The 26,901-nt window shown below is 58.5% G+C and carries 22 protein-coding genes and 1 tRNA gene; 12 read left to right on the top strand and 11 right to left on the bottom strand.

Annotated features, from left to right (window positions below; genetic code table 11):
- Positions 1-20: 20 nt before the first annotated feature.
- Genes A9404_RS03065 through A9404_RS03055 form a run of 3 tightly spaced genes read right to left on the bottom strand, consistent with a single transcriptional unit; the run spans position 21 to position 5,990 of the window.
- Positions 21-3,356: an efflux RND transporter permease subunit gene (locus A9404_RS03065; protein WP_082922692.1), complete on the bottom strand. Its 3,336-nt coding sequence runs from the start codon at positions 3,354-3,356 to the stop codon at positions 21-23.
- Positions 3,353-4,492, bottom strand: a complete 1,140-nt coding sequence (locus A9404_RS03060; RefSeq protein WP_066098561.1) for an efflux RND transporter periplasmic adaptor subunit — start codon at positions 4,490-4,492, stop codon at positions 3,353-3,355. Before A9404_RS03060 ends, A9404_RS03065 begins: the two co-directional genes overlap by 4 nt.
- Entirely contained in the window at positions 4,479-5,990 is a 1,512-nt protein-coding gene (locus A9404_RS03055) for a TolC family protein (protein ID WP_066098559.1), read from the bottom strand. The genes A9404_RS03060 and A9404_RS03055 overlap by 14 nt, the downstream gene beginning before the upstream one ends.
- A gap of 276 nt (positions 5,991-6,266) precedes the next feature.
- On the opposite strand from A9404_RS03055, the gene truA reads away from it, so the two are divergent.
- The 11 genes from truA to ilvD all read left to right on the top strand — a co-directional run bounded on the left by truA (position 6,267) and on the right by ilvD (position 17,630).
- On the top strand, positions 6,267-7,082 hold the full coding sequence (gene truA, locus A9404_RS03050; RefSeq protein ID WP_066098557.1) for a tRNA pseudouridine(38-40) synthase TruA: 816 nt from the start codon (positions 6,267-6,269) through the stop codon (positions 7,080-7,082).
- A gap of 61 nt (positions 7,083-7,143) precedes the next feature.
- Entirely contained in the window at positions 7,144-7,818 is a 675-nt protein-coding gene (locus A9404_RS03045) for a phosphoribosylanthranilate isomerase (RefSeq protein WP_257736836.1), read from the top strand.
- On the top strand, positions 7,808-9,052 hold the full coding sequence (trpB, locus tag A9404_RS03040) for a tryptophan synthase subunit beta (RefSeq protein ID WP_082922689.1): 1,245 nt from the start codon (positions 7,808-7,810) through the stop codon (positions 9,050-9,052). The genes A9404_RS03045 and trpB overlap by 11 nt, the downstream gene beginning before the upstream one ends.
- Positions 9,049-9,879 carry a tryptophan synthase subunit alpha gene (trpA, locus tag A9404_RS03035; protein ID WP_066098551.1) on the top strand — a complete coding sequence of 277 codons (831 nt, stop codon included), beginning with the start codon at positions 9,049-9,051 and terminating at the stop codon, positions 9,877-9,879. Before trpB ends, trpA begins: the two co-directional genes overlap by 4 nt.
- Before the next feature lie 25 nt (positions 9,880-9,904).
- On the top strand, positions 9,905-10,777 hold the full coding sequence (gene accD, locus A9404_RS03030; RefSeq protein WP_066098549.1) for an acetyl-CoA carboxylase, carboxyltransferase subunit beta: 873 nt from the start codon (positions 9,905-9,907) through the stop codon (positions 10,775-10,777).
- Between the two features lie 14 nt (positions 10,778-10,791).
- Positions 10,792-12,129: a bifunctional folylpolyglutamate synthase/dihydrofolate synthase gene (locus A9404_RS03025; RefSeq protein ID WP_197490410.1), complete on the top strand. Its 1,338-nt coding sequence runs from the start codon at positions 10,792-10,794 to the stop codon at positions 12,127-12,129.
- Positions 12,122-12,922 (top strand): SPOR domain-containing protein, encoded by an 801-nt coding sequence (locus tag A9404_RS13085; protein WP_156521215.1) that lies wholly within the window; start codon positions 12,122-12,124, stop codon positions 12,920-12,922. The genes A9404_RS03025 and A9404_RS13085 overlap by 8 nt, the downstream gene beginning before the upstream one ends.
- Positions 12,923-12,965: 43 nt before the next feature.
- The gene (locus A9404_RS03015; protein WP_066098544.1) at positions 12,966-13,454 is read left to right on the top strand and encodes a CvpA family protein; all 489 of its coding nucleotides are present in this window, start codon (positions 12,966-12,968) and stop codon (positions 13,452-13,454) included.
- A gap of 61 nt (positions 13,455-13,515) precedes the next feature.
- Positions 13,516-15,033: an amidophosphoribosyltransferase gene (gene purF, locus A9404_RS03010; protein WP_066098542.1), complete on the top strand. Its 1,518-nt coding sequence runs from the start codon at positions 13,516-13,518 to the stop codon at positions 15,031-15,033.
- Positions 15,034-15,184: 151 nt separating this feature from the next.
- The gene (locus A9404_RS03005; RefSeq protein ID WP_066098538.1) at positions 15,185-15,697 is read left to right on the top strand and encodes a L,D-transpeptidase; all 513 of its coding nucleotides are present in this window, start codon (positions 15,185-15,187) and stop codon (positions 15,695-15,697) included.
- Positions 15,698-15,767: 70 nt separating this feature from the next.
- A complete protein-coding gene (gene ilvD, locus A9404_RS03000; protein ID WP_066098536.1) occupies positions 15,768-17,630 on the top strand; it encodes a dihydroxy-acid dehydratase in 1,863 nt (620 codons plus the stop codon).
- A 164-nt stretch (positions 17,631-17,794) separates the two neighbouring features.
- Here the strand turns inward: ilvD and A9404_RS13300 are convergent, their stop codons facing one another.
- Positions 17,795-18,697 carry a hypothetical protein gene (locus tag A9404_RS13300; protein ID WP_156521214.1) on the bottom strand — a complete coding sequence of 301 codons (903 nt, stop codon included), beginning with the start codon at positions 18,695-18,697 and terminating at the stop codon, positions 17,795-17,797.
- Positions 18,698-19,041: 344 nt separating this feature from the next.
- Positions 19,042-19,629 carry a DUF6231 family protein gene (locus A9404_RS02995; protein ID WP_066098534.1) on the bottom strand — a complete coding sequence of 196 codons (588 nt, stop codon included), beginning with the start codon at positions 19,627-19,629 and terminating at the stop codon, positions 19,042-19,044.
- Between the two features lie 45 nt (positions 19,630-19,674).
- Between A9404_RS02995 and A9404_RS02990 the strand changes: the two genes are divergently transcribed.
- A tRNA-Leu gene (locus A9404_RS02990) sits at positions 19,675-19,759 on the top strand.
- A gap of 196 nt (positions 19,760-19,955) precedes the next feature.
- On the opposite strand, the gene A9404_RS02985 is transcribed toward A9404_RS02990, so the two are convergent.
- The 6 genes from A9404_RS02985 to A9404_RS02965 all read right to left on the bottom strand — a co-directional run bounded on the left by A9404_RS02985 (position 19,956) and on the right by A9404_RS02965 (position 26,888).
- Positions 19,956-22,283, bottom strand: a complete 2,328-nt coding sequence (locus A9404_RS02985; RefSeq protein WP_066098532.1) for a type IV pilus assembly protein FimV — start codon at positions 22,281-22,283, stop codon at positions 19,956-19,958.
- A 121-nt stretch (positions 22,284-22,404) separates the two neighbouring features.
- Positions 22,405-23,427 carry an aspartate-semialdehyde dehydrogenase gene (locus A9404_RS02980; RefSeq protein ID WP_066098530.1) on the bottom strand — a complete coding sequence of 341 codons (1,023 nt, stop codon included), beginning with the start codon at positions 23,425-23,427 and terminating at the stop codon, positions 22,405-22,407.
- 12 nt (positions 23,428-23,439) lie between these two features.
- Positions 23,440-23,778 (bottom strand): bactofilin family protein, encoded by a 339-nt coding sequence (locus tag A9404_RS13710; RefSeq protein WP_407645330.1) that lies wholly within the window; start codon positions 23,776-23,778, stop codon positions 23,440-23,442.
- Complete coding sequence (locus tag A9404_RS02975) at positions 23,733-24,812, bottom strand: M23 family metallopeptidase (protein WP_066098528.1); 1,080 nt, start codon at positions 24,810-24,812, stop codon at positions 23,733-23,735. The genes A9404_RS13710 and A9404_RS02975 overlap by 46 nt, the downstream gene beginning before the upstream one ends.
- Before the next feature lie 14 nt (positions 24,813-24,826).
- A complete protein-coding gene (gene leuB, locus A9404_RS02970) occupies positions 24,827-25,903 on the bottom strand; it encodes a 3-isopropylmalate dehydrogenase (RefSeq protein WP_197490409.1) in 1,077 nt (358 codons plus the stop codon).
- Positions 25,904-25,967: 64 nt separating this feature from the next.
- Positions 25,968-26,888, bottom strand: a complete 921-nt coding sequence (locus A9404_RS02965; RefSeq protein ID WP_066098526.1) for a DMT family transporter — start codon at positions 26,886-26,888, stop codon at positions 25,968-25,970.
- Between the last annotated feature and the right edge of the window lie 13 nt (positions 26,889-26,901).

Genomic DNA, 26,901 nt, shown 5'->3' with positions numbered 1-26,901 from the left:
GACGGAGCAGGCATCTTCACTTAGTGCGACGACTGAGCTACCTGCTTCCTGGATCGCCTTTCTGCGCGAATCTGCATGTCCAGCTGCCAGAAGTAATACAGGATGGGAATCACGACCAGGGTCAGCAGGGTCGAGGCCAGGGTGCCGAAGATCAGCGAAACCGCCAGGCCGCCGAATACCGGATCGCTGATCATGACGGCGGAGCCGAAGATGATCGCCAGCGCGGTCAGCAGGATGGGGCGGAAACGCACGGCACCCGCCGTGATCACGGACTCCATCAGATCGAAGCCCTGCTTGCGGTAATCGAGAATGAAGTCGATCAGAAGCAGCGAGTTGCGCACCACGACGCCCGCCAAGGCAATGAAACCGATCATTGATGTCGCGTTGAACGGCATGTCGAAGATCCAGTGCCCCGGGAAGATGCCGACCAGGGTCAGCGGAATCGCGCCCATGACGATGACCGGCAGCATGAAGGACTGGTAGTAGGCCACGAGCAGCAGGTAGATGAACACCAGTGCGACGATGAAGGCCGCGCCCAGGTCGCGGAACACGTCCAGCGTGAGCCGCATGTCGCCTCCCCAGAGCAACTGGTATTTCTCGATGTCGTCCGGTTGCGTATCCACGAAGCCAAGGTTGCCGGTGGTCAGCGTCACCTGATCGCCCAGGTGCATGTCATCCAGCCACTTGTTGAGCGTCAGGGTGGCATAGACGGGGGAGCTGCCGAGGAGGTCACCCTGTACGTAGACGACCGGGTGCTGATCGCGATCCATGATCGGCTTCTCCACGCTGGACTTGACGATGTCGACCAGGCTGCCGACCGGGATCTGCTTGCCCTGGGCTCCGGTAATCGTCAGATCGCGGATCTGCTGAATGGAGGAACGATCTTCGGGGCGAAGCCTCAGCACGATGTCGATCGGTTCCGCCGAACGGGACTCGTGGAGCGAACCGACAGTCGTGCCCTGAACGTATTCGTGGATCAGCTGGGCAAGCTGCGCGGGTACAACCCCGGATTGCATGGCCTTCTGACGATTGACCTCGATGAGATATTCGGGGGCCGTGGCCGTAATGCTGTCATCCACGTTGATCATGCCGTAGATGTCGTTGAACTTGGTCTTGACCTGCGCCGCAATGGTTCTCAGTTCGTCATAGTTCGGGCCATGAATCCGGGCAAGGATCTGGGCGCGGACCGGCGGGCCCGGCGGCGTGAGATAGAGTTTCACGATGGCCGGTGCCACCTGCTTGCGCACGTCGTCCAGTTGATGCCAGATCTGGTTGGCCACGACCTCGGTGTCCGGGCGATCGTGCAGGGGGACCAGGTTGACGCGGATCTGGGCGATATTACTGCCCACGCGCATCATGTCGCCGCGCACCATGCCCGCGAAGGTCAGGGGTGCCGTGCGGCCCACGAATGTCTGGTAGTTCGTGACGTATCGGCTCTGGCCCAAGACCTTGCCGACGTCGTCGGCAACCTGCCGAGTCGCCTCAAGCGCCGTACCCGCCGGGGTATCGATCTCGATCGCGAATGTGCTGACATTGCCCTCCGGCAGCATCTTGAGACTGACGCCAGCCGGGCTCAGCGGGCCATTCATGCCGGATGCTCGCAGGAATTGCCATGCCGGCATGAGCATGGAGGCAACCATGAGCCCAACGACGAACAACAGGAAGAACAGCGCCAGTCCGCGGCTACCTAAGAGGGGGCGGACGATCGTGACGTACATGCGTTGCATCCAGTCCGGCTTGTGTACCTCGTCCTTGTGCGCCTCGCGCTCGGCCATCTGTTTCTTGGCTTTCCCTGCCAGCCAGCGATAGGCCGTCCATGGGACGACGATGTAGCCGAGAATCAGGGAGGCGATCATTGCCACGGGGACGTTGATCGGAATGGGCAGCATGAACGGACCCATCATGCCCGTGACGAATGCCATGGGAACGAAGGCCAGGATGACTGCGATCGTGGCGATATTCGTCGGATTGCCGATTTCGTTGGTGGCACGGACCAGGAGATCGCTGAAGGATCGTTCGGTCCCTTCGTGAATGTGTCTGTGGATGTTCTCGATCACGACGATCGCCGCGTCCACCAGCAGGCCCAGGGAGAGAATCAGCGCAAAAAGGGAAATCCGGTTGATCGTCTGGCCGATCACGAAACCGATGCCCAGCACGACGAACAGTGTCAGGGGAACGGTCAAGGTGACGATCAGCGCTTCGCGCCAGCCGAGGAAGAAGAACAGGATGATCAGCACGACCAGGACGGCAATCACCAAGTGTTCCATCAGCAGGTTGACGGCATCGTTGGCACGCTTGCCATAGTCGCGGGTGACCGTGACATGCACATCCTGCGGGACCATCTGCTGCTCGATGGTCTTGAGTTTCTTCAGCACGGACTGCGTGACGGTCACGGCATTCGCGCCGGCCCGTTTGCCGATGGCGAGGGTGACGGCAGGCACAGGATCACCCGCCCGATGACCCTCAGCGTTTCCCGGACCGTAGGCAAAGTAGGAGAATTGGTCGTTCTCTTCCGGCGCGAGCGTGATCGTGGCCACGTCGCGCAGGAAGACCGGGTGTTGATCATGGGCGCCGATAATGATCTCGCCAAGTTCTTTGGCGTTCTGGAACGCGGCATCCACACGTAGAGCCGTCCGCGTGTCGTTGTTCACGAGATCGCCTGCAGGCAGAACCACGTTCGATGCACGCAGAAGTTTTAGCACGTTGTCGAGGGAAATCCCCGTGCTGCTCAAGCGTTGCGGGTCGATGGCGACGGAGAGAATCTGGCGGTGACCGCCAATCACCTGACTGTTACCGACATCGGGTACGCTCTGCAACTGGTCGAGAATACGGTCCCCCAGTTCACGCAGGGCGATGCCATCGAGCTGTGCTGAACTCAGCGTCACCGTCATCACCGGGACATCCGTGATGCCGATGCTCTTGACCAGCGGTTGGCTCGTGCCCTGCGGCAGACGGTCCATGTTGCGGGAGAGCTGGTTGTAGAGCAGCAGCAGGCTGCGTTCCTCGTTACTGCCGACCTTGAACGCCACGGTGACGATACCCATGTCGTTGACGGCATAGCCGTAGGTGTGATCCACCCCCTTGATGCCGGCCATGATGGCTTCCAGCGGCTTGACGACCTGCTCCTGGATCTGGGCGGCACTGTTGCCAACGCGCTGTACCAGAATCTGGGCACCCGGAACGACAATCTCGGGATTGTACAGTCGGGGCGTGATGAAGAACGCCATCAACCCGAACAGGGTGAGGGCGATCATGATCAGGGCGGTGATCTTGGAATGCAGGAATCCGAAGGCGAGTTTCCCGGCAAGGTTCAGTCCGGCCTTCGGGTTTTGGTGCGGCATGTGATGATCACTCATGATGCGGCTTTTTCTTGCGACTGCGTCGAGGGTCGGTCATTGATCTTCATGCCGTTCTGCAAACGATCATCCGACTGGGTGACGACGCGTTCGCCGGCGTGAAGTCCCGCCAGAATGACCTGTCGATCGCCAATCACCTGTCCGGGGCGGACCATCCGGAACCAGGCGCGATTCTGGGCATCGACCACGAAGACACCCGCCAGACCCCCTCGGTTGTGCAGGGCGGACACCGGTACGGTGAGGCCGGGTTCCCGGGCGACGATGACGGTGACCTCCACATAGTTTCCACTGCGCACGTCGACGTTGTCGGGAACGCCGATCTTGACGGTGTGGGTGTGGCTGATGGGGTCGCTCGCCTCGACCATGCGCTCGACTTTACCCGCGAACTCATGACGTTCGCCGTTGAAATCCGTGTAACGAACCGTGAGTGGTTCGCCGAGCTTCAATGTGGCAAACGCCTGGTTGTTTACCTGAACCTCGACCTGCTTGTGCCCACCACCTTGCAACACCATCAGCGGGGCACTGGGATAGGCCATTTGGCCGGGGTCGACCATCCGGCTGGTAATCGTGCCGTCGAAGGGGGCCGTGATCTTCACGTAGCTCAGTTGCGCCTTGGCCTGGGCTAGCCCGGATTGCGCGGCGGTGTAATTGCTCTGTGCCACCTTGTACGCCGTCTGCATCTGTTCGTACACCTGCTTGGGGACGGCATTCTGCTGGAAGAGGGCACGGTAGCGTTCGTAGTTGAGCTTGGCATTGTTCAGTCCTGCCTGTGCCTTCTCGACATTGGCGCGTGCCTGATCGATGGCGCCGGTGACGTCGGCGGAGTCGATCGTGAGCAAGGTTTGCCCGGCCTTGACGGTTTGACCTTCATGGGCGTCGACGCTATGCACGTAGCCCATGACCCTTGAGGAAATCGACACTTGATCCGCGGTAATCACCGAACCGGGAAAGATGGCCGTGACGGGCAACGTCTGCTGCTCGACCGCCAGCGTCTGGCCCAGAGTGGTGGGTGCCGATTGTTCGGAGATCTTTTGAGGCGAGCTGTCATCGTGTCCGCAACCAACCAGGCTGGCCGCGAGCAACAGAAGAGGGGCGATTTGCAGCGACTTCGGCACGTTGTGCTTATTGGCGGGCATGACTGTTGACTACCTTGTTTGAGGGATTTGATCCGGTTGAAACCTGAAGCGGACTCGCGCCGATGGCGTCGGATTCCAGTTCGCCCGTGGTCAGCAGCAATTTCGCTCGCTGCAGGACAAGTTCGTACTGGGCCTGTACGAATTCGGCCCGCGACTTGTCGAGTTCAGCCTGGGCCTGAAGCAGGTTGGTCATGGTGGACAACCCTTGCGAATATCGAAGCTTTTCCAGTCGGGCGGCTTCCTCGCTCTGGCCTATGGCCAGCTGTTTCACACGGAGGCGTTGATCGGCCAGTTGCGCGGCTCGCCAGACCTCACCCACCTGACTCATTAGCTGGTTCTGGGCAACCTGCTGCTGCGCCTGGGCTGCCGACAGTCCGGCCACGGCCCGATCGACCTGACCCGAACGGGCGCCGAAATCGAGAATATTCCAACTCATGACGCCGCCGACCGTATAGGAGTCGTTCTTGAACCCGGGGTTGTAGCTGTTCCAATCCTGCTGGGCCACCAGATTGAATTGGGGTTTGTAGACGGATCGGGCGGCTGAGACCCCGGAGCGTGCCGCATCGATCTGCTGGGTGAGTGCCTGGACCTGCGGATTATGATCGAGGGCGCGCGATCGTGCCTCGGACAGCGTCCCTGCGGGGGCGGGAATGTGAATCATCTCGTCGACGGTGAATGATTCATCCGCATCCATGCCGATCAAAATCCGGAGTCCATCCTTGGCATTGGACAGCTGGTCGATGGCCTGCTGGTGACGCAACTGCACGTCGCCGAGATTGACCTGTGCGTGGAGATAGTCACTTTTGGAAACGACCCCTTGTTTATAAAGCCGGTCGCTGAGATCGAGGTAGGATTGCGCCGCATCCACGGCCCTGCGGGTCACGTCGACGAAGGCCTTGGCTGCGTCGATTCCCGCATAGGCCTGAACGACGTGCAGGATCAGTTGCTGACGGGCGGCCACATCGCCTGATTGCGCGGCACGCAGGTACGCTTCGGCCTGACGTCGCATGTCCCGGATCTTTCCGCCGTTGTAGATGGGGATGGAGAGTTTCAGTGTGGTCTGGAAATTGCGATACCAGCCCGGGTGGTTGAGGGCATCGGGTGGTGTAGCGGCGGCGCCATCGAGATTCGCGAAGGTGGGACCGGCATTCGCGAAGAATTGCTGTACGCCAAAATCGTTGAAGTTGGCGCGTCCCTGGTTGAGTTTCATACCAAAGACATTCAGGGCATTGTTCGAGGCCATGGCGCCGACGGACAGGTCCAGCTTGGGCAGCAGATTGCCATTCGCCTCGCGAATGGCGCCTTGTGCCTGGGAAATCGCCGCCTGGGATTGCTGCATGATGGGGTTCTGTCCCAGTGCGCGCTTGATGGCGTCCTGGACTGTAAGCGGTGCACCTTGGGTGGCACTCGCTGAAATCGCCATTGGTTTGAGGTCCGGATTGTCCGCCAGGGCGGCCGGAGCGCCAAGGAGGAGTGCGGTCAGCGTCCAGGCACTCATGAATGCAATGCCTGCGCGGGTCGGATTCGTAACGGCTGTACTTCCGTCGATAGTCATGAATGCCCTGCCTGTCCGAATGGTGTGTGACGCTTGTCCGGATCTATTTATAACCCGGTATCACGTCGTTTGGCGTGAATGATTGTATTTATTTTAACCATACATACAAGAAGTTTATAAGTAAATTCTAATATTAATGCGGCCGGGCAAACTGCGGTTTTGCGTGCGTTTTGGTTAATATGACGCGCCTGCTTACTCGTCAAGGATTCCGCTTCACTCATGTCTCGAATCGCGCTGGCTGTTGAATATGATGGCTCGAACTACCATGGCTGGCAGCGTCAGCCGACGGTCGATTCGATCCAGGCCCGCCTGGAGCACGCACTGTCCCGCGTTGCTGATGCGTCGATCGAAACTGTCTGTGCCGGACGTACCGATCGGGGGGTGCATGCGACCTATCAGGTCGTTCATTTCGAATCTCCGGTGGCGCGTCCCGAGCGTGCCTGGCTGTTGGGCGGGACGTTCTTTCTGCCCGCGGACATCACCTTGCTTTGGGCGAAAGCCGTGCCCGACGACTTTCATGCGCGATTCAGCGCAACCGCCCGAAGCTATCGCTATGTGATTCTCAATCGAGAAACGCGCCCGGCGCTGCATCGGGGCAGGGTGACCTGGCACCGCGGTTCCCTGGATGCCGATGCGATGCATGTGGCAGGACAGCACCTGCTTGGCGAGCACGATTTCAGCAGTTTCCGCGCCCGCGATTGTCAGTCGATCAGTCCCGTCCGCCATCTTGAATCCTTGACGGTTCGCAGGCAGGGGGATTACGTGTATCTCGACATTACCGCCAATGCGTTTCTCCATCATATGGTGCGTAATATCGTGGGTACGCTGTTGCCCGTCGGCGAGGGGCGCGTCCCCCCGGACACCTTGCAGGCCGTTCTGGCAGCAAGACAGCGTACGGCGGCAGGCATCACGGCGCCTGCCGATGGGTTGTATCTTGTCAATGTCCGGTACCCGGGCCATTTCGGCCTGGAAGCACCGCCCGGCCCCCCGGTGTTTTGGGCCGAGACGGGCGAATTTCCTCCGACAAGCTGCTAGAATCCGCATTTTCTTGAATACAACCCGACGACATCGACCGACAACAGGAACCCTCTCAGCGGTGAGCCCAACCAACGACAGCCTGGCTCGGGGACGTACCCGGGTGAAGATTTGCGGCATGACCCGTGTCGAGGATGTCCGGGCTTCGGCGGCTGCGGGTGCGGATGCGCTGGGATTCGTCTTCGTGCCGAAAAGCAAGCGTGCCCTGACGATCGATGCCGCCCGCGATCTGTTTGACGCCATGCCCCCGTTCGTCCAGTCCGTGGCGCTGTTTCTTGATCCGGATGCGGCCTGGGTTCAGTCGGTCATCGAGGAACTGGCGCCTGATTTGCTGCAGTTCCACGGGAATGAATCGGGCGCGTTCTGCCGTCAGTTCCCGCGCCCCTACATCAAGGCGGCCGGCACGGACTGGCTCTCTGGTGGGACGGAGCGGCGCTGGTCTGATCTGATCGATGATCATCCCACAGCCCGGGGCTTTTTGCTGGACAGTCATGAAACCGGTGCACTCGGCGGTTCAGGGGCGACGTTCGATTGGTCGCATTGGCCCAAGGGCCACGATAACGATCGACAACCGCTGATTCTGGCGGGCGGATTGACGGCGGCCAATGTGGCATCTGCCATCTCCGCCGTCCATCCTTATGGCGTCGATGTGTCGAGTGGCGTGGAAGTATCGCCCGGCATCAAGAGCGCCGAAAAAATCCAGGAATTTATGAGTAGAGTGAACCATGCAGAGTAATAACACCGCACTGAAGACGCCTGCCGACGCAGGCCCGATCGATTACGCCCAGTTCCCGGATGCCCAGGGACGTTTTGGCGAATATGGCGGCAAGTACGTGGCGGAAACCCTGATGGGCGCCATCCAGGAATTGCAGGATGCCTATGCCCATTACCGCAACGATCCTGACTTCATCCGCGAGTTCGAGACGGATCTCAGGGATTATGTCGGCCGCCCCTCCGCCATGTATCGTGCGGCCCGCATGAGCGAGGCCTATGGTGCGGAAATCTGGTTCAAGCGAGAGGATCTCAACCATACCGGCGCGCACAAGATCAATAATGCGATTGGTCAGGCCTTGCTGGCCAAGCGTCTGGGCAAGACCCGGATCATCGCCGAAACCGGGGCAGGGCAGCACGGTGTGGCGACGGCAACCGTCGCGGCACGACTGGGGCTGGAATGCGTGGTCTACATGGGTGCCGAAGACGTCGAGCGTCAGCAGCCCAATGTCTACCGCATGAAACTGCTTGGCGCGACGGTCGTTCCGGTCGAATCCGGCACGCGCACGCTGAAGGATGCGCTGAACGAAGCCATGCGGGACTGGGTCACGAATGTCGACAACACCTTCTACATCATCGGCACCGTGGCCGGTCCGCATCCATACCCCCAGATGGTCCGCGACTTCCAGTCGATCATCGGCCGCGAGGCCCGTGCCCAGATTCTCGAGAAGACCGGCCGTCTGCCCGACGCCGTCGTCGCCTGTGTCGGGGGCGGTTCCAACGCCATCGGTATTTTCCATGCCTTTCTCGATGATGACAGCGTTGCGCTGTACGGCGCAGAAGCGGGCGGGGATGGCGTGGCGACGGGGCGTCATGCCGCCCCGCTGACCGCAGGGCGTCCCGGCGTGCTGCACGGCAATCGTACTTACCTTATGGAGGACGAGAACGGCCAGATCATGGCGACGCACTCGATCTCCGCCGGTCTGGATTATCCGGGCGTCGGCCCCGAGCACAGCTGGCTCAAGGATATTGGCCGCGCCACCTACGATGCGATCACCGATGCCGAGGCCATGAGCGCTTTTCATGACGTGATGCGTTACGAGGGGATCATCCCCGCGCTGGAGTCCTCCCATGCGGTTGCCTATGCCCGCAAGCTCGCGGCGCAATACGGCAAGGACAAAATCATTCTGGTGAATCTGTCCGGCCGGGGCGACAAGGACATCAATACCGTGGCCAAGATGGAAGGAATTACCCTGTGAGTCGTTTATCCCCCCTGTTCGCCCGGTTGAAGACCGAGCAGCGCACCGCGTTGATTCCCTACATCACCGCGGGCGATCCGTCGCCTTCCTACACGGTTGAATTGATGCATGCCCTCGTCGCGGGTGGGGCGGACGTCATCGAGCTGGGTGTGCCGTTCTCCGATCCCATGGCAGACGGACCGGTGATCGCGTTGGCTCATGAGCGGGCCCTGGCTCACGGCGTCGGATTGAAGGATGTCCTGGCGATGGTTCGGCAATTCCGGGAAACCAATCTCGAAACACCGGTCGTGCTGATGGGGTACCAGAACCCGATCGAGGCGATGGGTGTGAACAAATTCGCAGATCAGGCGGCGTCATCCGGCGTCGATGGCGTCCTCACTGTCGATATGCCGCCGGAAGAAGCGGCGCCGACGGCCGAGGCCTATCGTGCCGCTCAGATTGATCCGATTTTCCTGCTGGCGCCCACCACCTCGACCGAGCGCGTTCGCCTGATCGCCAAGATGGCTTCTGGATTCGTCTACTACGTTTCGCTCAAAGGCGTGACCGGTGCCAAGAATCTGGATGTCGCTGCACTGGGTGAACGTCTGGATGCGATTCGCAAAGACTGCGTCTTACCCGTGGGCGTCGGCTTTGGCATCCGGAATGCCGAAACGGCACGGGCCGTGAGCCAGATGGCCGATGCGGTCATCATGGGTAGTGCGCTGGTTCAGATGATCGCCGATCATCCGGTGCAACCCTTGCCCCCGGTCGATGTGTTGAGTGAGGTGAAGAATTTCATCGCAGGTATTCGGACGGCTCTGGATGAGTCTGTCCCGGCCAAGGCATAAAAGGGAATCGTCTGAGGGTATTGCTATGAGCTGGTTGGAAAAATTACTACCGTCGCGAATTCGGATTCAGAACACGGAAAAACGCGGTGTGCCGGAAGGGCTATGGATCAAATGTGGTGGTTGCGATGCCGTGCTTTATCGGGATGAACTCAAGCGTAATCAGCAGGTTTGCCCCAAGTGCGGACACCATATGCGCATCGGGGTGCGGGAACGGTTGGAATACTTCCTGGATGACTCCGCGCGCGAGGAGTTGTTCACCGACGTGGCGCCTGTGGACATGCTCAAGTTCCGTGATCAGAAGAAATACCGCGATCGCCTGACAGCCAGCCAGCGTGCCACGGACGAAACGGACGCACTCATCGTGTTCCGAGGGCGTCTGCAGAATATTCCTGTGACTGTCGCCGCGTTTAATTTTTCTTTCATGGGCGGATCGATGGGGTCCGTTGTTGGTGAGAAATTCGTGCGCGCCGTTCACGAAGCCATCGAGCGGAAAACCGCACTGATCTGCTTCACCGCTTCGGGCGGGGCGCGCATGCAGGAGGCGCTGTTCTCCCTGATGCAAATGGCCAAGACCTCTGCGGCGCTCACGCACCTGAGCAAGGCCGGCCTGCCGTTCATTGTCGTTCTGACGGATCCGACCATGGGGGGCGTTTCTGCCTCTCTTGCCATGCTGGGTGACGTGCAGATCGCCGAGCCGAATGCCCTGATCGGGTTCGCGGGACCCCGCGTTATCGAGCAGACGGTGCGGGAAACCCTGCCGGAAGGCTTCCAGCGCAGTGAATTTCTTCTGGCGCACGGTGCGATTGATCTGATCGTCCCGCGGCATGAGTTGCGCGAAAAAATTGCCAATCTCATAGCCATGATGCAGCAACGCGATATTCCAACCCAGAAGGCCTGAGTAACCCGCTCATCGTGACGACTCTGACCGACGTCGATGTCCGAGGCGGACCGACGGATCCCACCCGACTGGATAGCTGGCTTGTCTGGCTAGAAGCACGCAACCCGCATCGGATCGAGCTTGGCTTGGGTCGCGTTCGCGCCGTGTGGGATGGCTTGAAAGGGCAGGGCTTTGACGTGCCAACGGTGGTGACCGTCGCCGGTACCAACGGTAAAGGCTCTTCCGTTGCCCTACTTGAGGCCATCCTGCGTGCAGAAGGCTATCGTGTCGGCGCCTATACCTCACCCCACCTGATCGACTTCACCGAGCGCATGCGCATCGAGGGCGTGGACATCGATCCCGATGGGCTGGTCGCTGCTTTTACCGTGCTCCATGCGCAGCCCGGCTCGGAATCGCTGACTTATTTCGAGTGGGCGACCCTGGCGGCGTTCATCGCCTTTTCCAACGCCGTGCTGGATGTCTGGATACTGGAGGTCGGTTTGGGTGGTCGTCTGGATGCCGTCAATATTCTCGATGCGGATCTCGCGTTGATTACCGGGATCGGTCTGGATCATCAGGCAATTTTGGGTCCCGACCGCCCATCGATCGCGCGCGAGAAAGCCGGAATTCTGCGAACCGGGCAACCTGCCGTGTACACCGACTTGTCTCCTGAACCGATGATCCCTGAAGTAGCCGAGGCGGTTGGTGCTGACCTGTGGGTATCGGATCGTGATTTTTCTCTCCTTCCTGGATCCGAAGGCTGGGTACTGAAATTGCCGATGCAACCGGATGGACAGGTCTGGCCCAATCCTGCGCTCAAGGGGCGCCACCAGATTCACAACGCCGCAGGTGTTGTTGCGCTCATGCGACATCCTCGTAATCCGCTGTCGGTAAGCGACGCCTCGATTCGTCTTGGACTGGAGACTACGGTAAATATCGGGCGATTTGAAATATGGTCCTATCAGGATCGCCTCATCATTCTTGACGTGGCTCACAATCAGGAATCCGTGCGGGCACTTATTGATAACCTGATGACTATTCAAGATAAAAATGACACCGTTCGCCGTGTTGCTATCTTTTCGGCCCTTGAGGACAAGCCGATTGAAGCCATGGTTTCAATCGCTGGATCCTACTTTGACACGTGGTATTTCGCGCCATTGACCGGTATGCGGGCGGCATCCGCCCGCCGACTTCGGGACGCCCTTGCCACCGTGGGCGGTGCGGGTGTGGTCAATGAAATGGGAATCGTTCCCGCGTATAATCAAGCTTTGGCCGACAGTGCTCCTGGTGATCAGATCGTGATTTTCGGATCCTTTCTCACGGTGAGTGCGATTCGCCCCGAGTTGATCCGTGCAGGTGCCCATCTTGTCTGAGCAGGAAATGCAGCAGAATCCCGTCCCCAATCGTTTGCGTCAACGCCTCCTGGGCGCGTTGGTGGTGGTCGCGCTGGCAGTGCTTATTCTCCCGCCCTGGATGGACGGCGGTGGCCTGAAAACGCCGGCCGTTTTGCCGGTGCCCGCCACACCTGCCGTCGATCAACCGCCAAAGATTAGCGTTCCGGCACCCACGCCCGAGCAACAGGCTGCCCTGTCGCATCCGCCGGCACCGTTCCTGCCGGCCGATGAGCCGAAATCTCCGCAATCACCCGCCCCGATTGCCTCTGCCGCGGCGCCCGCTTCCGACACGAGCCCAGTCAATCCGCCATCTGCCGCCTCCAACGCGCCGCAGCCGCAGTCCCCGTCCCCGTCCTCGTCCTCGTCATCGGGTTCGAGCGTACCCGCTTTATCACCCACGTCTCCTGCCCCTGAGGCCGAAAAGCCGATTACCGCGCCCGTGCCAACGGCGCCATCGGCTAACCCGGTCAAGTCACATAACGATTCGGCAAGTACGCCTGCGGATTCTGGGGCACCCGCGAAGTCGGCATCCAATGGCGGCCAAGAATGGGTTGTTCAATTAGGTAGCTTCTCGGACGAGTTGAATGCGCGTGGGCTGGCTAAATCTGTTACGGATGCCGGTTTCAAGGTCGACATTTATCCTTTGTTCGCCAAGAAGGGAACGGTCTGGCGTGTGCGGGTTGGTCCGTTTGCGACGCGAGAACAGGCCGTTAAATCGACCATACAGTTGCGGGAGCGACTGGGTCGGGATGGTCTGGTGATGCCGAAATGATCGTGTCACCCTGCAACTTCCTACGTTCGTCAAGTGACATTCTATGAGTATTGTTGATTACGCCATCATCGGTGTCGTACTGGTTTCCACGCTGATTTCGCTCGTACGTGGATTCGTCAAGGAAGTGGTGTCCCTGCTGACCTGGATTGCTGCCTTCGTGATCGCCATGGGTTTCTCGCGGCAGGCAGCGGCGTTCGTGCCTCAGGCTGTCGACATCCCCTCGGCCCGGGTTGCGCTGGCCTTCCTGGTGTTGTTCGTTCTGGTTTTGATTGTCGGGGGGATCATCAACTGGATCGTATCTACCCTGGTCAATAAGACGGGCCTGAGCGGTACGGATCGGTCGGTCGGCATGGTATTCGGGCTTGCGCGCGGCGTATTCATCGTTTCCGTGCTGGTATTGCTTGCCGAACTGACCGCCATGCCAAAGGAGTCCTGGTGGCAGTCCTCGGTGTTCATTCCGCAGTTCATGATTGTCGCAGACTGGATTCATGCGCTGCTGCCGCCCAATTTGGCGGCCTATTTCCATTCTTGAGCGTTGACAGCCTCGTCGACGCCATTCTCTTAAGATTCAATTATTCGGGGTTCAAAATTTCATGTGCGGCATTATCGGTATTGTGGCCAATAGCCCGGTCAATCAATTGTTGTTCGATGGATTGACTCTGTTGCAGCACCGCGGCCAGGACGCCGCCGGCATTCTGACGTGCGAAGATCAGCGACTGTTCCTGCGCAAGGAAAACGGACTCGTGAAGGACGTGTTTCATACCCGGCACATGCGCCAACTGTTTGGCAACATGGGTATCGGACACGTACGCTATCCCACGGCAGGCTGCGATTCCTCGGCGGAAGCGCAACCCTTTTACGTGAATGCGCCGTTCGGGATTGCCCTTGGCCATAACGGCAACCTCACCAACGTCGACGAACTGCGTGCCTCCGTCAAGCAGACCGATCACCGGCATATCAACACCAATTCCGATTCCGAAGTACTCCTGAACGTTTTTGCCCATGAGCTGGCTGCGACCGCGGGGGATGAGCCGGCCGTCGAGGACGTCTTTGCGGCGATCAGCGGGGTCCATCGCCGGGTCAAGGGCGCCTACGCGGTCATCGGCCTGATCGCGGGCCGCGGGATTTTTGCGTTTCGCGATCCTTCAGGCATCCGGCCGGTCTGCTTCGGGCAGCGCCAGACGGAGTCCGGCTTCACCGAATACATGATCGCCTCGGAATCCGTGGCGATCGAGGCTAGCGATTTCGAACTGATTCGCGATCTGGCGCCGGGCGAGGCGATTTTCATTACCACCGACGGTCAGGTCTCGCTCAAGCAGTGTGCGGAGCATGCCCAGTACACACCGTGCATTTTCGAGTACGTCTATCTGGCGCGCCCGGATTCGATCATCGATGACGTGTCCGTATATCGGGCTCGGATGCGCATGGGCGAGCGCCTGGCGGCCAAGATTATGCGCGAATGGCCGGATCACGATATCGACGTGGTCATTCCGATTCCGGATACCAGTCGTACTGCGGCGCTCGAAATTGCGGTCAGCATGAACCTCAAGTACCGGGAAGGCTTCGTCAAGAACCGTTATATCGCCCGCACCTTCATCATGCCGGGGCAGGCGCAGCGCAAACGCTCCGTGCGTCAGAAACTCAATGCCATCGATCTGGAATTTCGCGGCAAGAATGTCCTGTTGGTGGACGATTCGATCGTGCGGGGAACCACATCGAGCGAGATCATTCGCATGGCGCGTGAAGCGGGTGCAAACAAGGTTTATCTCGCCTCGGCGGCACCGCCGGTACGGTATCCGAACGTGTACGGCATCGATATGCCGGCCGCCACCGAGTTCGTCGCGCATGATCGCAATGTCGAGGAAATTCGTGCTGCCATCGGTGCGGATTATCTGATCTATCAGGATCTCGACGATCTGATCGAGTCCGTCCGTGTCGGAAATCCATCGCTCAAGGCCTTCGACTGTTCCTGCTTTACAGGCGAGTATGTCACGGGTGATGTCGACCAGGCGTATCTGGACGGCGTTGCAGACAAGCGCAATGACAAAGCGAAGTCGGACAGCGGTCGCTCACGGGATATCGTCGCGGTCGGTTTGTACAATGTTCAGTAAGCGGCATCGGGTATGGGTGCCGGCAATCCTCCTGACGATCACCACCCTGGTCTGCGGTGTAACACCCTCCATGGCGACTAATGCTGCCACTCAGACAGATGCGACTGCTGCAGGTATCCCGGCCGGAGTCGCGGCCGCGCGGGCCCATGTCATGCATATTCTGTCTGAATCGCAGGCTGCCGATGCACCGTTTATCGTGGTGTCCGTCAAGGCGCAGCGCCTTTATCTGTTCATGAACGGCAAGCTGTCCACCAGCTATCCCATATCCAGTTCTGCCTTCGGCGTCGGCAATGCGGCGGGCAGCAATCGAACGCCGCTCGGTTTGCACAAGATCGCCGAGAAATTCGGTAACAATGAGCCGATCGGCATGATTTTCAAGTCGCGCCGACCGACTGGCGATCTGGCCAAGATTCTGACGCAACCCGTGAAGGGGGAGGGCGATGACGTCACCACCCGCATCATGTGGCTGCAGGGCCTTGAGCCAGGTGTGAACGAGGGGCCGGGCATCGATTCTCATGCCCGGTACATCTATATCCACGGCACGCCGGAAGAGGGGTTGATCGGCACCCCGGAGTCGCATGGTTGCATTCGCATGAAGAATCAGCAGGTGATCGCCCTGTTCAATCAGGTGCCGGTCGGGACGCTGGTTGATATAATTGATTGATTTAATGGCGCTTCAGGATCGACGTGAAGGTCGTTGAAGCGCACTGCACTGATAATGGTAGGAGAAAGAGATGCCTGAATACCGTTCGCGAACCACCACCCATGGTCGGAATATGGCGGGGGCTCGTGCCTTATGGCGCGCCACGGGCATGAAGGATGGCGATTTCGGCAAGCCGATCATTGCCGTCGCCAACTCGTTCACGCAGTTTGTTCCCGGGCACGTCCATCTCAAGGATCTGGGCCAGTTGGTCGCGCGCGAGATCGAAAAGGCCGGCGGCATCGCCAAGGAGTTCAACACGATCGCTGTGGACGACGGTATCGCCATGGGGCATGGCGGCATGCTGTACAGCCTGCCATCGCGCGAACTGATTGCCGACTCCGTCGAATACATGGTCAACGCGCATTGTGCCGATGCCCTGGTGTGCATCTCCAACTGCGACAAGATTACACCCGGCATGCTCAATGCCGCACTGCGCCTGAATATCCCCGTGGTGTTCGTTTCCGGTGGCCCCATGGAAGCCGGCAAGACGCGTCTTGCGAACTCCGACGAAATCATCAAGCTGGATCTGGTCGATGCCATGGTTCAGGCTGCCGACGACTCCGTCAGTGACGAGGCCGTGGCCCAAATCGAGCGTTCCGCCTGTCCGACGTGCGGCTCTTGTTCGGGCATGTTTACCGCGAACTCCATGAACTGTCTCACCGAGGCGTTGGGTTTGTCCCTGCCCGGCAACGGTTCGTTGCTGGCAACGCATGCCGATCGCGAGAAGCTGTTTCTGGAAGCAGGGCGCCTGATCGTTTCCCTGGCCAAGCGTTACTACGAAGAAGACGACTATTCCGTCCTGCCGCGTTCCATCGCGACGTTCGGGGCTTTCGAGAACGCCATGGCGCTGGACATCGCCATGGGCGGTTCGACGAATACCGTGTTGCATCTGTTGGCGGCGGCCCATGAAGCCGGCGTGAATTTCACCATGACCGACATCGACCGGATGAGTCGGAAGGTGCCTAACCTGTGCAAGGTGGCACCCAGCACCGCGTTGTACCACATGGAAGACGTCCACCGTGCCGGCGGGGTCATGGGGATTCTGGGCGAGCTCGATCGCGGCGGCATGCTGCATCGGGATCTGCCTACGGTGCATAGTGCGACGATGGGCGCTGCCCTTGATCGTTGGGACCTCATGCGCCCGACCGTCTGCGATGAAGCGGAACAGTTCTATCGCGCCGGCCCCGCAGGGATTCCGACGCAGACGGCTTTTTCCCAGGAGACGCGCTGGCCGGATACCGACCGGGATCGCGCCAGCGGATGCATCCGTGATGTGGCGCATGCCTACAGCAAGGAAGGTGGTTTGGCCGTTTTGTTCGGCAACATTGCCCGAGATGGCTGTATCGTGAAGACGGCCGGTGTTGACCCGTCCATCTGGCATTTCACGGGTAGGGCGCGCGTGTTCGAATCACAGGACAGCGCCGTCGAGGCGATCTTGTCTGATCGGATCGTCGCCGGCGATGTGGTCGTTATTCGCTATGAAGGCCCCAAGGGTGGGCCTGGCATGCAGGAAATGCTGTATCCGACGAGTTATCTGAAATCCAAGGGTCTGGGCAAGGCCTGCGCCTTGCTCACGGATGGTCGTTTCTCGGGCGGCACATCCGGTCTCTCCATCGGGCATGCGTCGCCCGAGGCCGCGTCCGGTGGCGCTATCGGTCTTGTCGAGGAAGGCGATACGATCGTGATCGATATTCCCAATCGAACCATTCATCTGGATGTCAGTGATGAAACCCTTGCGGCGCGTCGCACCCAGATGGAGGCGCGCGGCGTAGACGCTTGGCATCCGCTGGCGCGCGATCGTGTCGTGAGCACGGCGTTGAAGGCCTATGCGGCAATGACGACATCGGCGGACCGTGGTGCCGTCCGTGACCTGACGCAATTGGGTATTCGTTAACGGCAGTGCCTCCTTGAATGATAGATACGGAAAGAACGGACTCGATGATGAGTCCGTTTTTTTTGGGGCTCCCTGGAAGCGGTTTTCTCGAATCTTGCAGCGGCAGGGGTGGGATCGGGTGCGATTTCCGTGGCTTCCATAGGTGAAGGAATAATCTTCCCTGATTACAATCCTGCTTCGCATAATATATATTTTGCCGTTGATATATCACCGGATTTCCGGGAATCGTCTTGTACTTTGGTACAAGGCGATGGACCGGAAACCGGACGCGAAGCGCTATGTTTGGCCACGTCTTGTGACGCCAGCGGGACGTTCGGGGACGTAATCGGGGCAGGGTGCAGGCTGGCTCGTCCGTCCATAGACTCCGGGGTCACGCATCCATGCGTGACGGGAAGCGTCAACCTGGGCAAATGGCGGCACGCTTGCCGCTCACGTTCACAAACACCTGAAGGTGAATTCCGGTTACCGTGACCGCTATCCTTCTGATTTTCAATAAACCAATAGCCGCCGATCCGCGCGGTGCTGAGGGCGCTCACGCGCACTTCAGCATCCGCGCGCGGACGTGGATCCACAGCTGAAGCCATGTGCATTTGTGCAATTTTGTACGCATGCAGCAGTGCTCCGGTGTTTGTGTCGATCACCCCGGCGGGTCGTATGTCTTGGTTTTGCGTTGCGGGAATTTTCGGACCGGCACGGGCCGAAAATCCGAGCCAGCGAGGGGAAATTCTGGACAGCCGCACGGAAACCTGCGGGGTATTATTTTGGGTGATTTTGGGCGGGAAATTCCGGGTAGCCGGAAAATAGGCGGGTACTACTAGACCCCGCCCATTAGAAATTTTGGATGCTGTCGGTTGAGTCATGGCAGAAAGTTGCGCTCGAACCTGGTCGATCTCGGTACGCAGGATGTCGCGTTCCTGTCGGGTGTAATTTGCGGCCAGCAGATCACCGGCGGCGAGTCCTTCGGGGAATTGATCGTTGAACAGGCGGCCCTGACGAATCCAGAACCGACTAAACGCTGAATCGAGTGCATCGAGTCGACCGGACAGCAGCCGCAGGAGTTTGAGCACGGCAAGCGGTGCACGGTTGTCGGTTTCCCATCGGCGGAATGTGCGTTCCGAGACGCCACAGGCTTGTGCAGCCTCAGCGAGCGATAAACGGGCATCACAGAACCGCAATCCGTAGACCGTGCTGGCATCCTTGAAGCCAGGAGTGACACTTATGCAGCCCGTGTATGAAGCGGTTGCGGGTGATTGAGGGGAAACAGTCGATAGATCATCGGGCTGCCCTTCGGCTGCCGCATTACATACTTCGCATAATATATATTATGTTAAATATACTTGCGGTTCCGCTGAATTGTATTTCCGTATTGCTTGGGGTTGGATCAGCACGGCATCCTTTGTGATTTATCGCTTCACCAGCGAAATTTATTCCAATTCTGCGGATTCGCCCAATGACGCGCATTCAACCAGTCCGGGGTTTCCTTGTATTGGTGAATATCGAAGTACAGAACCCATGATGGATGGTCAGCTGCGTTGACCGGATTTCCGCGCCCCAAATGCTTTCTGAGAAACCCGAGTGCGATCAGTTGTGCTGTCCAGGCAGGATTCATGTGTCCAAGGAGGAGATTGTCATTTGAGGTCGTTGCTGGAATGACCACAACGCGTATGGCGCCCTGATTGCGGATCCGCGCGACCCACTGATAGACATCGGTAGAAAGCGCCTCAGATACGTCAATTTGCAGCCCCAGGATACGTACCGCAGGGTTCAGTATCTCCGTTTGTTCTGAGGACAGGGTTTCGTCTACAACCGGGATTGGGTTCACCTGAGCCCCGGAAATTCGCGATTCGGTAATTCTTCCCAGTGCGAATTTCTCCGTCATGGGGGCGCCCGAATCCGTCACGACGTCCGTTGGGAAATCGAGCGCAGCGGCCAGACTGGCGAGGGTTTTTATCTCCTCGGGCGTTGCGTTCAATAAAGTGATTGTTTGATGTTCGGACACTATTGACAACCTCCTTCGAGCCCCCTATTATGCCCGCCACACCTAGCCCAGGTGGCGGAATTGGTAGACGCACTAGTTTCAGGTATTAGCGAGTAAAATCGTGGAGGTTCGAGTCCTCTCCTGGGCACCAAACATCAGCAGGCCCCTGATCGTTTCTACGATCGGGGGTTTTTGCTTCGGGCTTCGCTCATCCAAAATTTCATTCCACACTTGTCATCCGGGTATCGGCAGATGAATCTGCCGTCTTATTTATATAACCTTTGCGGCTCATGTAAAAAAGGTTGGCTAAAGCCAACCTTTTTCTGTCTATCTAGAATGACATCAAATCAGATGCCGTGGGCTTTTTCGATTTCGCGCAGGGCTGCAATCACCTTGGGATCACCCTCCCCTTCAATCTCTTCGGCAATCATCTTGTAACTTTCAAGATCACCGACGCCGAGAAATGCCTCAACCAGCCCCAGGCGGGTATCATTTTGTTCGTTGGAAACCGCCTGCTCGGGCGCAGAGCCTTCAGAGGGCCATCCAGTATCTGGAGCCAGGTCGATATCGGTAGCCTCCGGTTCATGCAGCTCGAGTGAGGTTTCGTCTGTGGAACTTGGCATGACAGGTGCCTCAACCATATCCAGATCAAGGTCGCCCGATTTCGGTTCTTCATCGAAATTCAGCGACTGGATGCCAGTTTCCTTGGCAGGTGCTGCCGGATATGAATCATCGAGTGAAAACTCGAGTACGTTCGCATCATCACTCGATGTCGTGTCTGCTTCCGGCTCGTTACGCTCGATATCCAGCGGCTCCTGCACGCCAGAATCCAGGTCCAGCGGTTGATCGTAGCTACTCGTCGTCGTTTCCGTGCCCGGAAAATCCATTGAATCGTTGGTACTTTCGAAAATGGGGATCGGTGCAGACTGCATCGCCATCTGTTCCTGTAGATCCGACAGATCGGGACGGTGATCCTCGCCAAACCGATGATCGATTTCGGTGAGTACATCGTTGAGTGCCGTCTCATTCTTGGACTCTGCATGAATCCGCGCCAATTCCTGGTATAGGGATAGTTCTTCAGGATGATCACTGATGGCATCCTGAAGCATGTCGATGGCTTGTGCGTGCAGGTTGTACGAAACAAGTAGTCGAGATTCCTCGATCAGGGTCTGGGCATTGAACGGCGGAATCGATGTCATGCTTGACGTCGCGGCCAGTCCTGCCGCAGCAGCAGTGGCAACGACGGGGGCGGCTTGATCCTTATCGTCCAGGGATTTCTCGTTATCCGCTGTCAGGGTCGAATAATTCGCAGTGGGCAACGGGCTGAGTTCTTCCTCGCGTTTTGTGGTAATCGGTTCTACGCGCTCATGATCAATTTTTCTGCCCCTGCCGAGGAAGAGAAGCAGCAGCAAGGCGATGAGGAGCAATCCAGAGCCGCCCGCCAGATACGGCCCCCATTGAATCCAGAAGCTGTTTTTCTGTTCTTCGAGTTGCTTCTGCAATGATTGGGTCTGGCTTTGAGATTCGTGAATCTTTTTCTGAAGCTGGTCGATGCTTTGATTGCGTACGACGATTTGATCCTGAACCTGTTTCAGTTGTGAGTTAAGTAACTCGATTTGATGGCTCATTGCCTCGCTTTTCGCATCAATCGATGCGATCGCTTCATTCGTTTGCTGCGCCATGGATGAAGCCGTGGCGGATTCACTGTTCGTTGTGTCAGAGGAGTCGATGGCCGGCAGCTTGGCAGGCGGCTGATTGGCCGTTGTTCCTGCCGTCTCTGTCGGTTGCGCGCTGGTCGGTGTGCTTTCCGACGTATTTGTCGATTGAGGCTGCGGGACGGAGGGCATGCCGGTGTTGTCGTTGCCCGGAGACAGCAGCTGCAATTTCGGTTGGTTTTCCGCTGTCGATGCGGTCTTTTCCGGGGCGGCCGTCTTGACCGTCTTACTCATTGGCACCTTGAGCGTTGCGCCTGCCATCAAAGTATTTCCATTGCCATCCACAAAGGCCTGGGGATTGGCATTGATGATCGCCTGCATCAGCGGACGCACCGGTACCTGGGTCCCATCAGCGGATTTCTTGGCAATATCGTACAGGGTGTCGCCGCGTTTCACTTTGTACTCGCCATCGAGCTTGATATCTGGTACATCCGCGACCGTGTGCCAGACAGGTGTTTTTTGCGTTGAGGCGTTCGTTGTGGCGCTGATTGGGGTGGCGGTGCTCTGCGCTGCCGGTGACTGAGGCGAGATTTGCGGATATTGAGTGGACAGGGTGCGGTGACTGTCACCGTGCACCGGCGGGTTCAGCAGCAGGTCGTATTCTTTGATGAAGGTACCGTGGCTCGTCTGAACTTCGAGCAGCATGCTGAGAATGGGGTCGGATATGCTGCGCTTCGAACTGACCAGGAGATAGGGCCCTTTCGCACCGGATTTAACCTGAAACATTAGGTTTCCGGCCAGCGGATCCATGGAAATACCGGCTTGCTGATAATACGATTCAGGTGCAAGCCTGACCTTAATTTCATCGAGTGGCGTTCCGTTCAATCCGGTAATCGGAATAGTCACTTTCAGTTTTTCGGTGAGGTGAGATTCCAGTTTCGGCGCACCCAGTTCCGCAGCCAGCAAGACAGCTGGGGTGGTGCAAAGAATACCGGCAATAATCCAACTCAACTTCCGCATGTCTATCAACTCCTTTAAACCGCTCCCGAGTGAACCGGCGTGTCGCTAAGATAGCGCATTATCGACTACGCCAGATTCAATTCCTTATTCCAACACCGCATTGCTGGGATTGTGCCATAGCTTAGAGATAATCGCGTACCAAAACTTCCGCGATCTGCACGCTGTTCAGGGCTGCGCCCTTTCGCACATTATCGGCGACGACCCAGAGATTGATGCCCCGCTCCGTGGAAATATCCTCGCGGATGCGGCCCACGAATACGGGGTCGTTTCCAGCAGCTTCCGTTTGAGCGGTCGGCCAGCCACCATCCTTGCGCTCATCGAATACCTGGATGCCGGGGGCTTTCTCTAGCAAGGCTCGGACTTGTTGTGCCGTGATCTTCGCTCGGGTTTCGATATGCACGGCTTCGGAATGGCCATAGAAAACGGGTACGCGAACGGCCGTGGGATTTACGCGGATGGTTTCGTCCCCCATGATCTTGCGAGTTTCCCAAACCATTTTCATTTCTTCTTTGGTGTAGCCGTTTTCCATGAATACGTCGATCTGGGGTAGCACGTTGAACGCGATCGGCTTCGGATAGACCTCCGGGGCCTTGGGGTTGCCATTGAGGAGCGCGGCTGTCTGACCGGCGAGTTCCTCAATCGCCTCCTTGCCGGTGCCCGAAACGGCCTGGTAGGTGCAGACGTTGATGCGATCGATGCCGACGGCATCATGGATGGGTTTAAGGGCGACCAGCATCTGGATCGTTGAGCAGTTTGGATTGGCAATGATGCCCCGGTTCTTGTAGTCGGCGATGGCCTGCGGGTTGACTTCCGGGACGACCAAGGGAATTTCCGGGTCGTATCGGAACTGCGAGGTATTGTCGATGACCACGCATCCGGCCGCTGCGGCCTTCGGCGCATACTCGGCGGATACCGAGGCCCCGGGCGAGAAGAGTCCGATCTGTACCTTGCTGAAATCGAAGGCGGCCAAGTCCTCGACGAGCAGCATCTTGTCGCCGAATGCCACGCGCTTTCCTGCAGACCGCTCTGAGGCCAATGCATACACTTTCCCGACTGGGAAATTGCGTTCCGCAAGAATGGACAGCATGGTTTCGCCAACGGCGCCTGTGGCACCAACGACGGCAACATCTACGACTCGACTCATGAATTTCTCTCTTTATGATTGATTTTGTAACAGGTGTGAATTGTCTCGGGCCCGATCAAGGGCCGAGGCGTCTTCCGGCGCCCCGGGTTCTGCCACTGGCGTGGGCAGAAAAGACTTGTGCGTACAGTTCCCTTCAAAGCGTCCCCCATCTTCGATTGTCAGGGACTCGCAGCTGAGTTCACCGTTGAATCGCCCACCGGGAAGAATGGTTAACTGTCGACAGTTCGCCAAGCCGACGAACTCGCCAGCCACGAACAGATGCTCAGTGTTGGCATTGCCGTAGAGCCGCCCCTCCTTGCCGATGGTTATGGTTTGAGCGACGTGGAGATGTCCGTCGATAAGCCCGTCGATGTGGATGTTACCGAGGCATCCGAGCTCGCCACGGATTTCACAACCGACCGCAATAATTGTTTTCGCGCCATGAGTGTTCTCAGGCGCAACATTTCGGCTAAAGATCCCCATGGTACCTGCTTCTCCCTGGTCATGACGTAATTGAAATCGTGGCGCGTCCACCGCATGAACGGCGTCGGATTCAGCGGCTCACCGAGAAAACGAACCTCGAAATGCAAATGCGGTCCCGTACTCAAACCGGTATCACCGATTGTCGCAATCTTCGTCCCTTTAGTCACCACCTGCCCTTTCGATACCAGCATTTTGGACAGGTGGCCATAGCGGGTAGTGAAACCGAAACCGTGATCAATCTCGATCAGGTTGCCGTACCCCTTTTCATACCCACTGTACGCAACGACGCCGTCTGCCGGGGCGTACACGGGGGTGCCGGTTGGCGCTGCAAGATCCTGCCCCTTGTGGAATTCACGCTTGTGGGTGATGGGATGGATGCGCCAGCCGAAACTGTCGCTCCAGCGAAAATCCTGAACCGGGAATCCGCTCGGAATCATGTTGCGCATGATCGCCTTCATGTCCGAATCAAGCTTGACCGACTTGAAGCTGATGGGGTCGGTGATTTTGGGTTCGTTCAGGTTGGAGATGTCCAGTTTGTTGAGCAGGGTCTGGTAGGCCCCCTGCCAGGCATCGGAAGTCTCCTGAAGCTGATCGAGCTGACCGACGAGGTCGGCATGATCCTGCTCCTTGGCGAGCAGACTGCGGCCCTGCTGATTCATGACCTTCTCGTAGGTATGGATCAGTTTCTGATCATGTTGCCGGGCAGCGCCGAATTCTTCGGTGATGTCCTCGATCTTGCGGGCGAAATAGGACTCGCTGTTCGTCCAGTGATCCCATAACCAGACGGTTGTGCTGCCGAGGCCGATCAGGAGAAATCCCAGTAGGGCTATGGCATACAGCACGACCTTGAGGGTGCTGAATTTCAAGCTGAAATGACGCGTTTCGTGAACGGTCGAGATTGAAATGGTCAGCAGGTCCCGCACGAGCTACCTCATGTTTAACGACGCAAAATGGCTACCATAGCATCGCCCATCGCTTGAGTGGAGACCTCTTGGTCATTTTTCGTGCAGATATCCCGGGTACGCAATCCTTGCTCCAGCACATCGTTCACGGCGGATTCGATGCGCTGAGCCAGATCAGCGCGGCCAAAGCTGTAGCGCAGCAGCATGGCGGCCGAGAGAATGGTGGCGAGCGGGTTGGCGATCCCCTGCCCCGCGATGTCCGGTGCCGAACCGTGACTCGGTTCGTAGAGCCCTTGCCCCTTGTCGTTGAGGGAGGCGGACGGCAGCATGCCGATGGAACCGGTCAGCATGGAGGCCTGGTCGGAGAGAATGTCGCCGAACAGGTTCTCGGTCACGATGACGTCGAACTGCTTTGGCCAGCGCACGAGCTGCATGGCGGCATTGTCGACGTACATGTGACTCAGTTCGACTTCCGGGTAATCCTTGCTGACGCGGATCATCACCTCGCGCCAGAGCTCGGAGGTCTCCAGCACGTTGGCCTTGTCCACGGAGCAGACCTTGCGGCCCCGCTGCATGGCTGCTTCGAAGGCGACGCGCCCGATCCGCTCGATCTCCATCTCGTTGTAATGCATCGTGTTGAAGCCTTCGCGTTGGCCATCCACCACACGGATACCGCGCGGCTGGCCGAAATAGGCGCCACCGGTCAACTCGCGAACGATGAGGATGTCGAGGCCGGCGACCACTTCTGATTTGAGCGAGGAGCTGTCGGCCAGTTGCGGGTAGAGAATGGCCGGGCGCAGGTTGGCGAACAGGCCCATCGCGGATCGGATGCCGAGCAAACCGCGTTCCGGACGCAAGGGGCGGTCCAGATTGTCGTACTGCGGGCCACCTACGGCGCCGAGCAGCACGGCATCGGCCTTCAGCGCGGCGTCGCGCGTGGCGTCGGGGAACGGGTGGCCGGCGGCATCGTAGGCGGCACCGCCGATCAGACCGGGAATGAAATTCAGGCTCAGACCCGTGCCTTCGGTAACGGCTTCCAGGATGCGAACGGCCTGTTCGGTGATTTCTGGGCCGATACCGTCGCCGGGCAATACCAGTATGTTCTTTTGCATCGTGATGTGCTCCTCTATCAAGGGGTTATTCGTAAAAGTTGATGTCAATGATTTTGAGGGTGCGCTAGTGCAGTTCCGCCAGCGCAATGGTCAGTACGCCGGTGGCGACCAGGATCAAGCCCAGCGCTTCGCCCCGGCGATAGCGTTCCTTGAGGAAAAAATGACCGAACAGCAAGGTGAAAACGATTTCGATCTGACCCAGACCGCGGACGAGTGCGACCTGGGTCAGGGAAAATCCCGTGAACCAGGCTGCCGATCCCAGGGCGGACAGGACGCCGACCGGATAGGCGGCACGCCAATGAGTCAGGCAGCGGCGCAGTTGCGGCCGTTCGAAACGTGCCATATATCCGCCCTGAATCACGGTTTGCAGCACATTGGTGGCCAGAAGCACCAAAAGTGCCTTGAGCAGTACCGGCAAGTCGGCATTCAGGGTCAGACTGGCCTCCCGCAAGGCAAGAGCCGTCAGCGCAAACCCAAGCCCAGCCGCGAGTCCAAAAAGCGCAGCCGGCTGGAGGGAGGCATGGAGCCAGCCGCGCAGCGTGAACTGCCCAATCGGAATCGACAACCAGATCGCGCCCGTGACGGCGACGAATGCGCCGACGATCGCGAGTGGCGGTAAGGTCACGCCGACGATGAGGACGGAGATCAGAACCAGCTGAACCGCCTCGGTCTTGGCGTACGCCGTTCCCACGACGAAGTTACGGTGATGAAAGGCGGAAATCAGAAAAAACGTTCCGAATATCTGGCTGATGCCACCCGCCAGGCTGAACAGCCAGAAACTCGTCGTCAGCGTGACGCCCTCGGGGCGGAACCACAACCAGGCCAGCGCAAGCATGGCCAGATCCAGGGGCAGTGCATAAAGATACCGCACGAAGGCGGCGCCACCGGCTGAGAGTTCGTGGCGCAGTTTAGCCTGCAATGCGGTGCGCCACGCCTGGAAGACGGCCGCAGCCAAGGTGACCGGGATCCAGGCGGGGACGTCCATGCTTGTGTGCCTC

Origin of the sequence: Halothiobacillus diazotrophicus, assembly GCF_001663815.1 — a bacterium.
Lineage (GTDB): Bacteria > Pseudomonadota > Gammaproteobacteria > Halothiobacillales > Halothiobacillaceae > Halothiobacillus > Halothiobacillus diazotrophicus.
Note: the sequence above shows the minus strand (reverse complement) of the source record. Positions and strands in the feature narration are given on the sequence as shown.

Coding starts and splice junctions, on each gene's coding strand:
- A9404_RS03065 (WP_082922692.1), bottom strand. CDS start 3,356: ATGAGTGATCATCACATGCCGCACCAAAACCCGAAGGCCGGACTGAAC.
- A9404_RS03060 (WP_066098561.1), bottom strand. CDS start 4,492: ATGCCCGCCAATAAGCACAACGTGCCGAAGTCGCTGCAAATCGCCCCT.
- A9404_RS03055 (WP_066098559.1), bottom strand. CDS start 5,990: ATGAGTGCCTGGACGCTGACCGCACTCCTCCTTGGCGCTCCGGCCGCC.
- truA (WP_066098557.1), top strand. CDS start 6,267: ATGTCTCGAATCGCGCTGGCTGTTGAATATGATGGCTCGAACTACCAT.
- trpB (WP_082922689.1), top strand. CDS start 7,808: ATGCAGAGTAATAACACCGCACTGAAGACGCCTGCCGACGCAGGCCCG.
- accD (WP_066098549.1), top strand. CDS start 9,905: ATGAGCTGGTTGGAAAAATTACTACCGTCGCGAATTCGGATTCAGAAC.
- A9404_RS03015 (WP_066098544.1), top strand. CDS start 12,966: ATGAGTATTGTTGATTACGCCATCATCGGTGTCGTACTGGTTTCCACG.
- purF (WP_066098542.1), top strand. CDS start 13,516: ATGTGCGGCATTATCGGTATTGTGGCCAATAGCCCGGTCAATCAATTG.
- A9404_RS03005 (WP_066098538.1), top strand. CDS start 15,185: ATGCATATTCTGTCTGAATCGCAGGCTGCCGATGCACCGTTTATCGTG.
- ilvD (WP_066098536.1), top strand. CDS start 15,768: ATGCCTGAATACCGTTCGCGAACCACCACCCATGGTCGGAATATGGCG.
- A9404_RS02985 (WP_066098532.1), bottom strand. CDS start 22,283: ATGCGGAAGTTGAGTTGGATTATTGCCGGTATTCTTTGCACCACCCCA.
- A9404_RS02980 (WP_066098530.1), bottom strand. CDS start 23,427: ATGAGTCGAGTCGTAGATGTTGCCGTCGTTGGTGCCACAGGCGCCGTT.
- leuB (WP_197490409.1), bottom strand. CDS start 25,903: ATGCAAAAGAACATACTGGTATTGCCCGGCGACGGTATCGGCCCAGAA.
- A9404_RS02965 (WP_066098526.1), bottom strand. CDS start 26,888: ATGGACGTCCCCGCCTGGATCCCGGTCACCTTGGCTGCGGCCGTCTTC.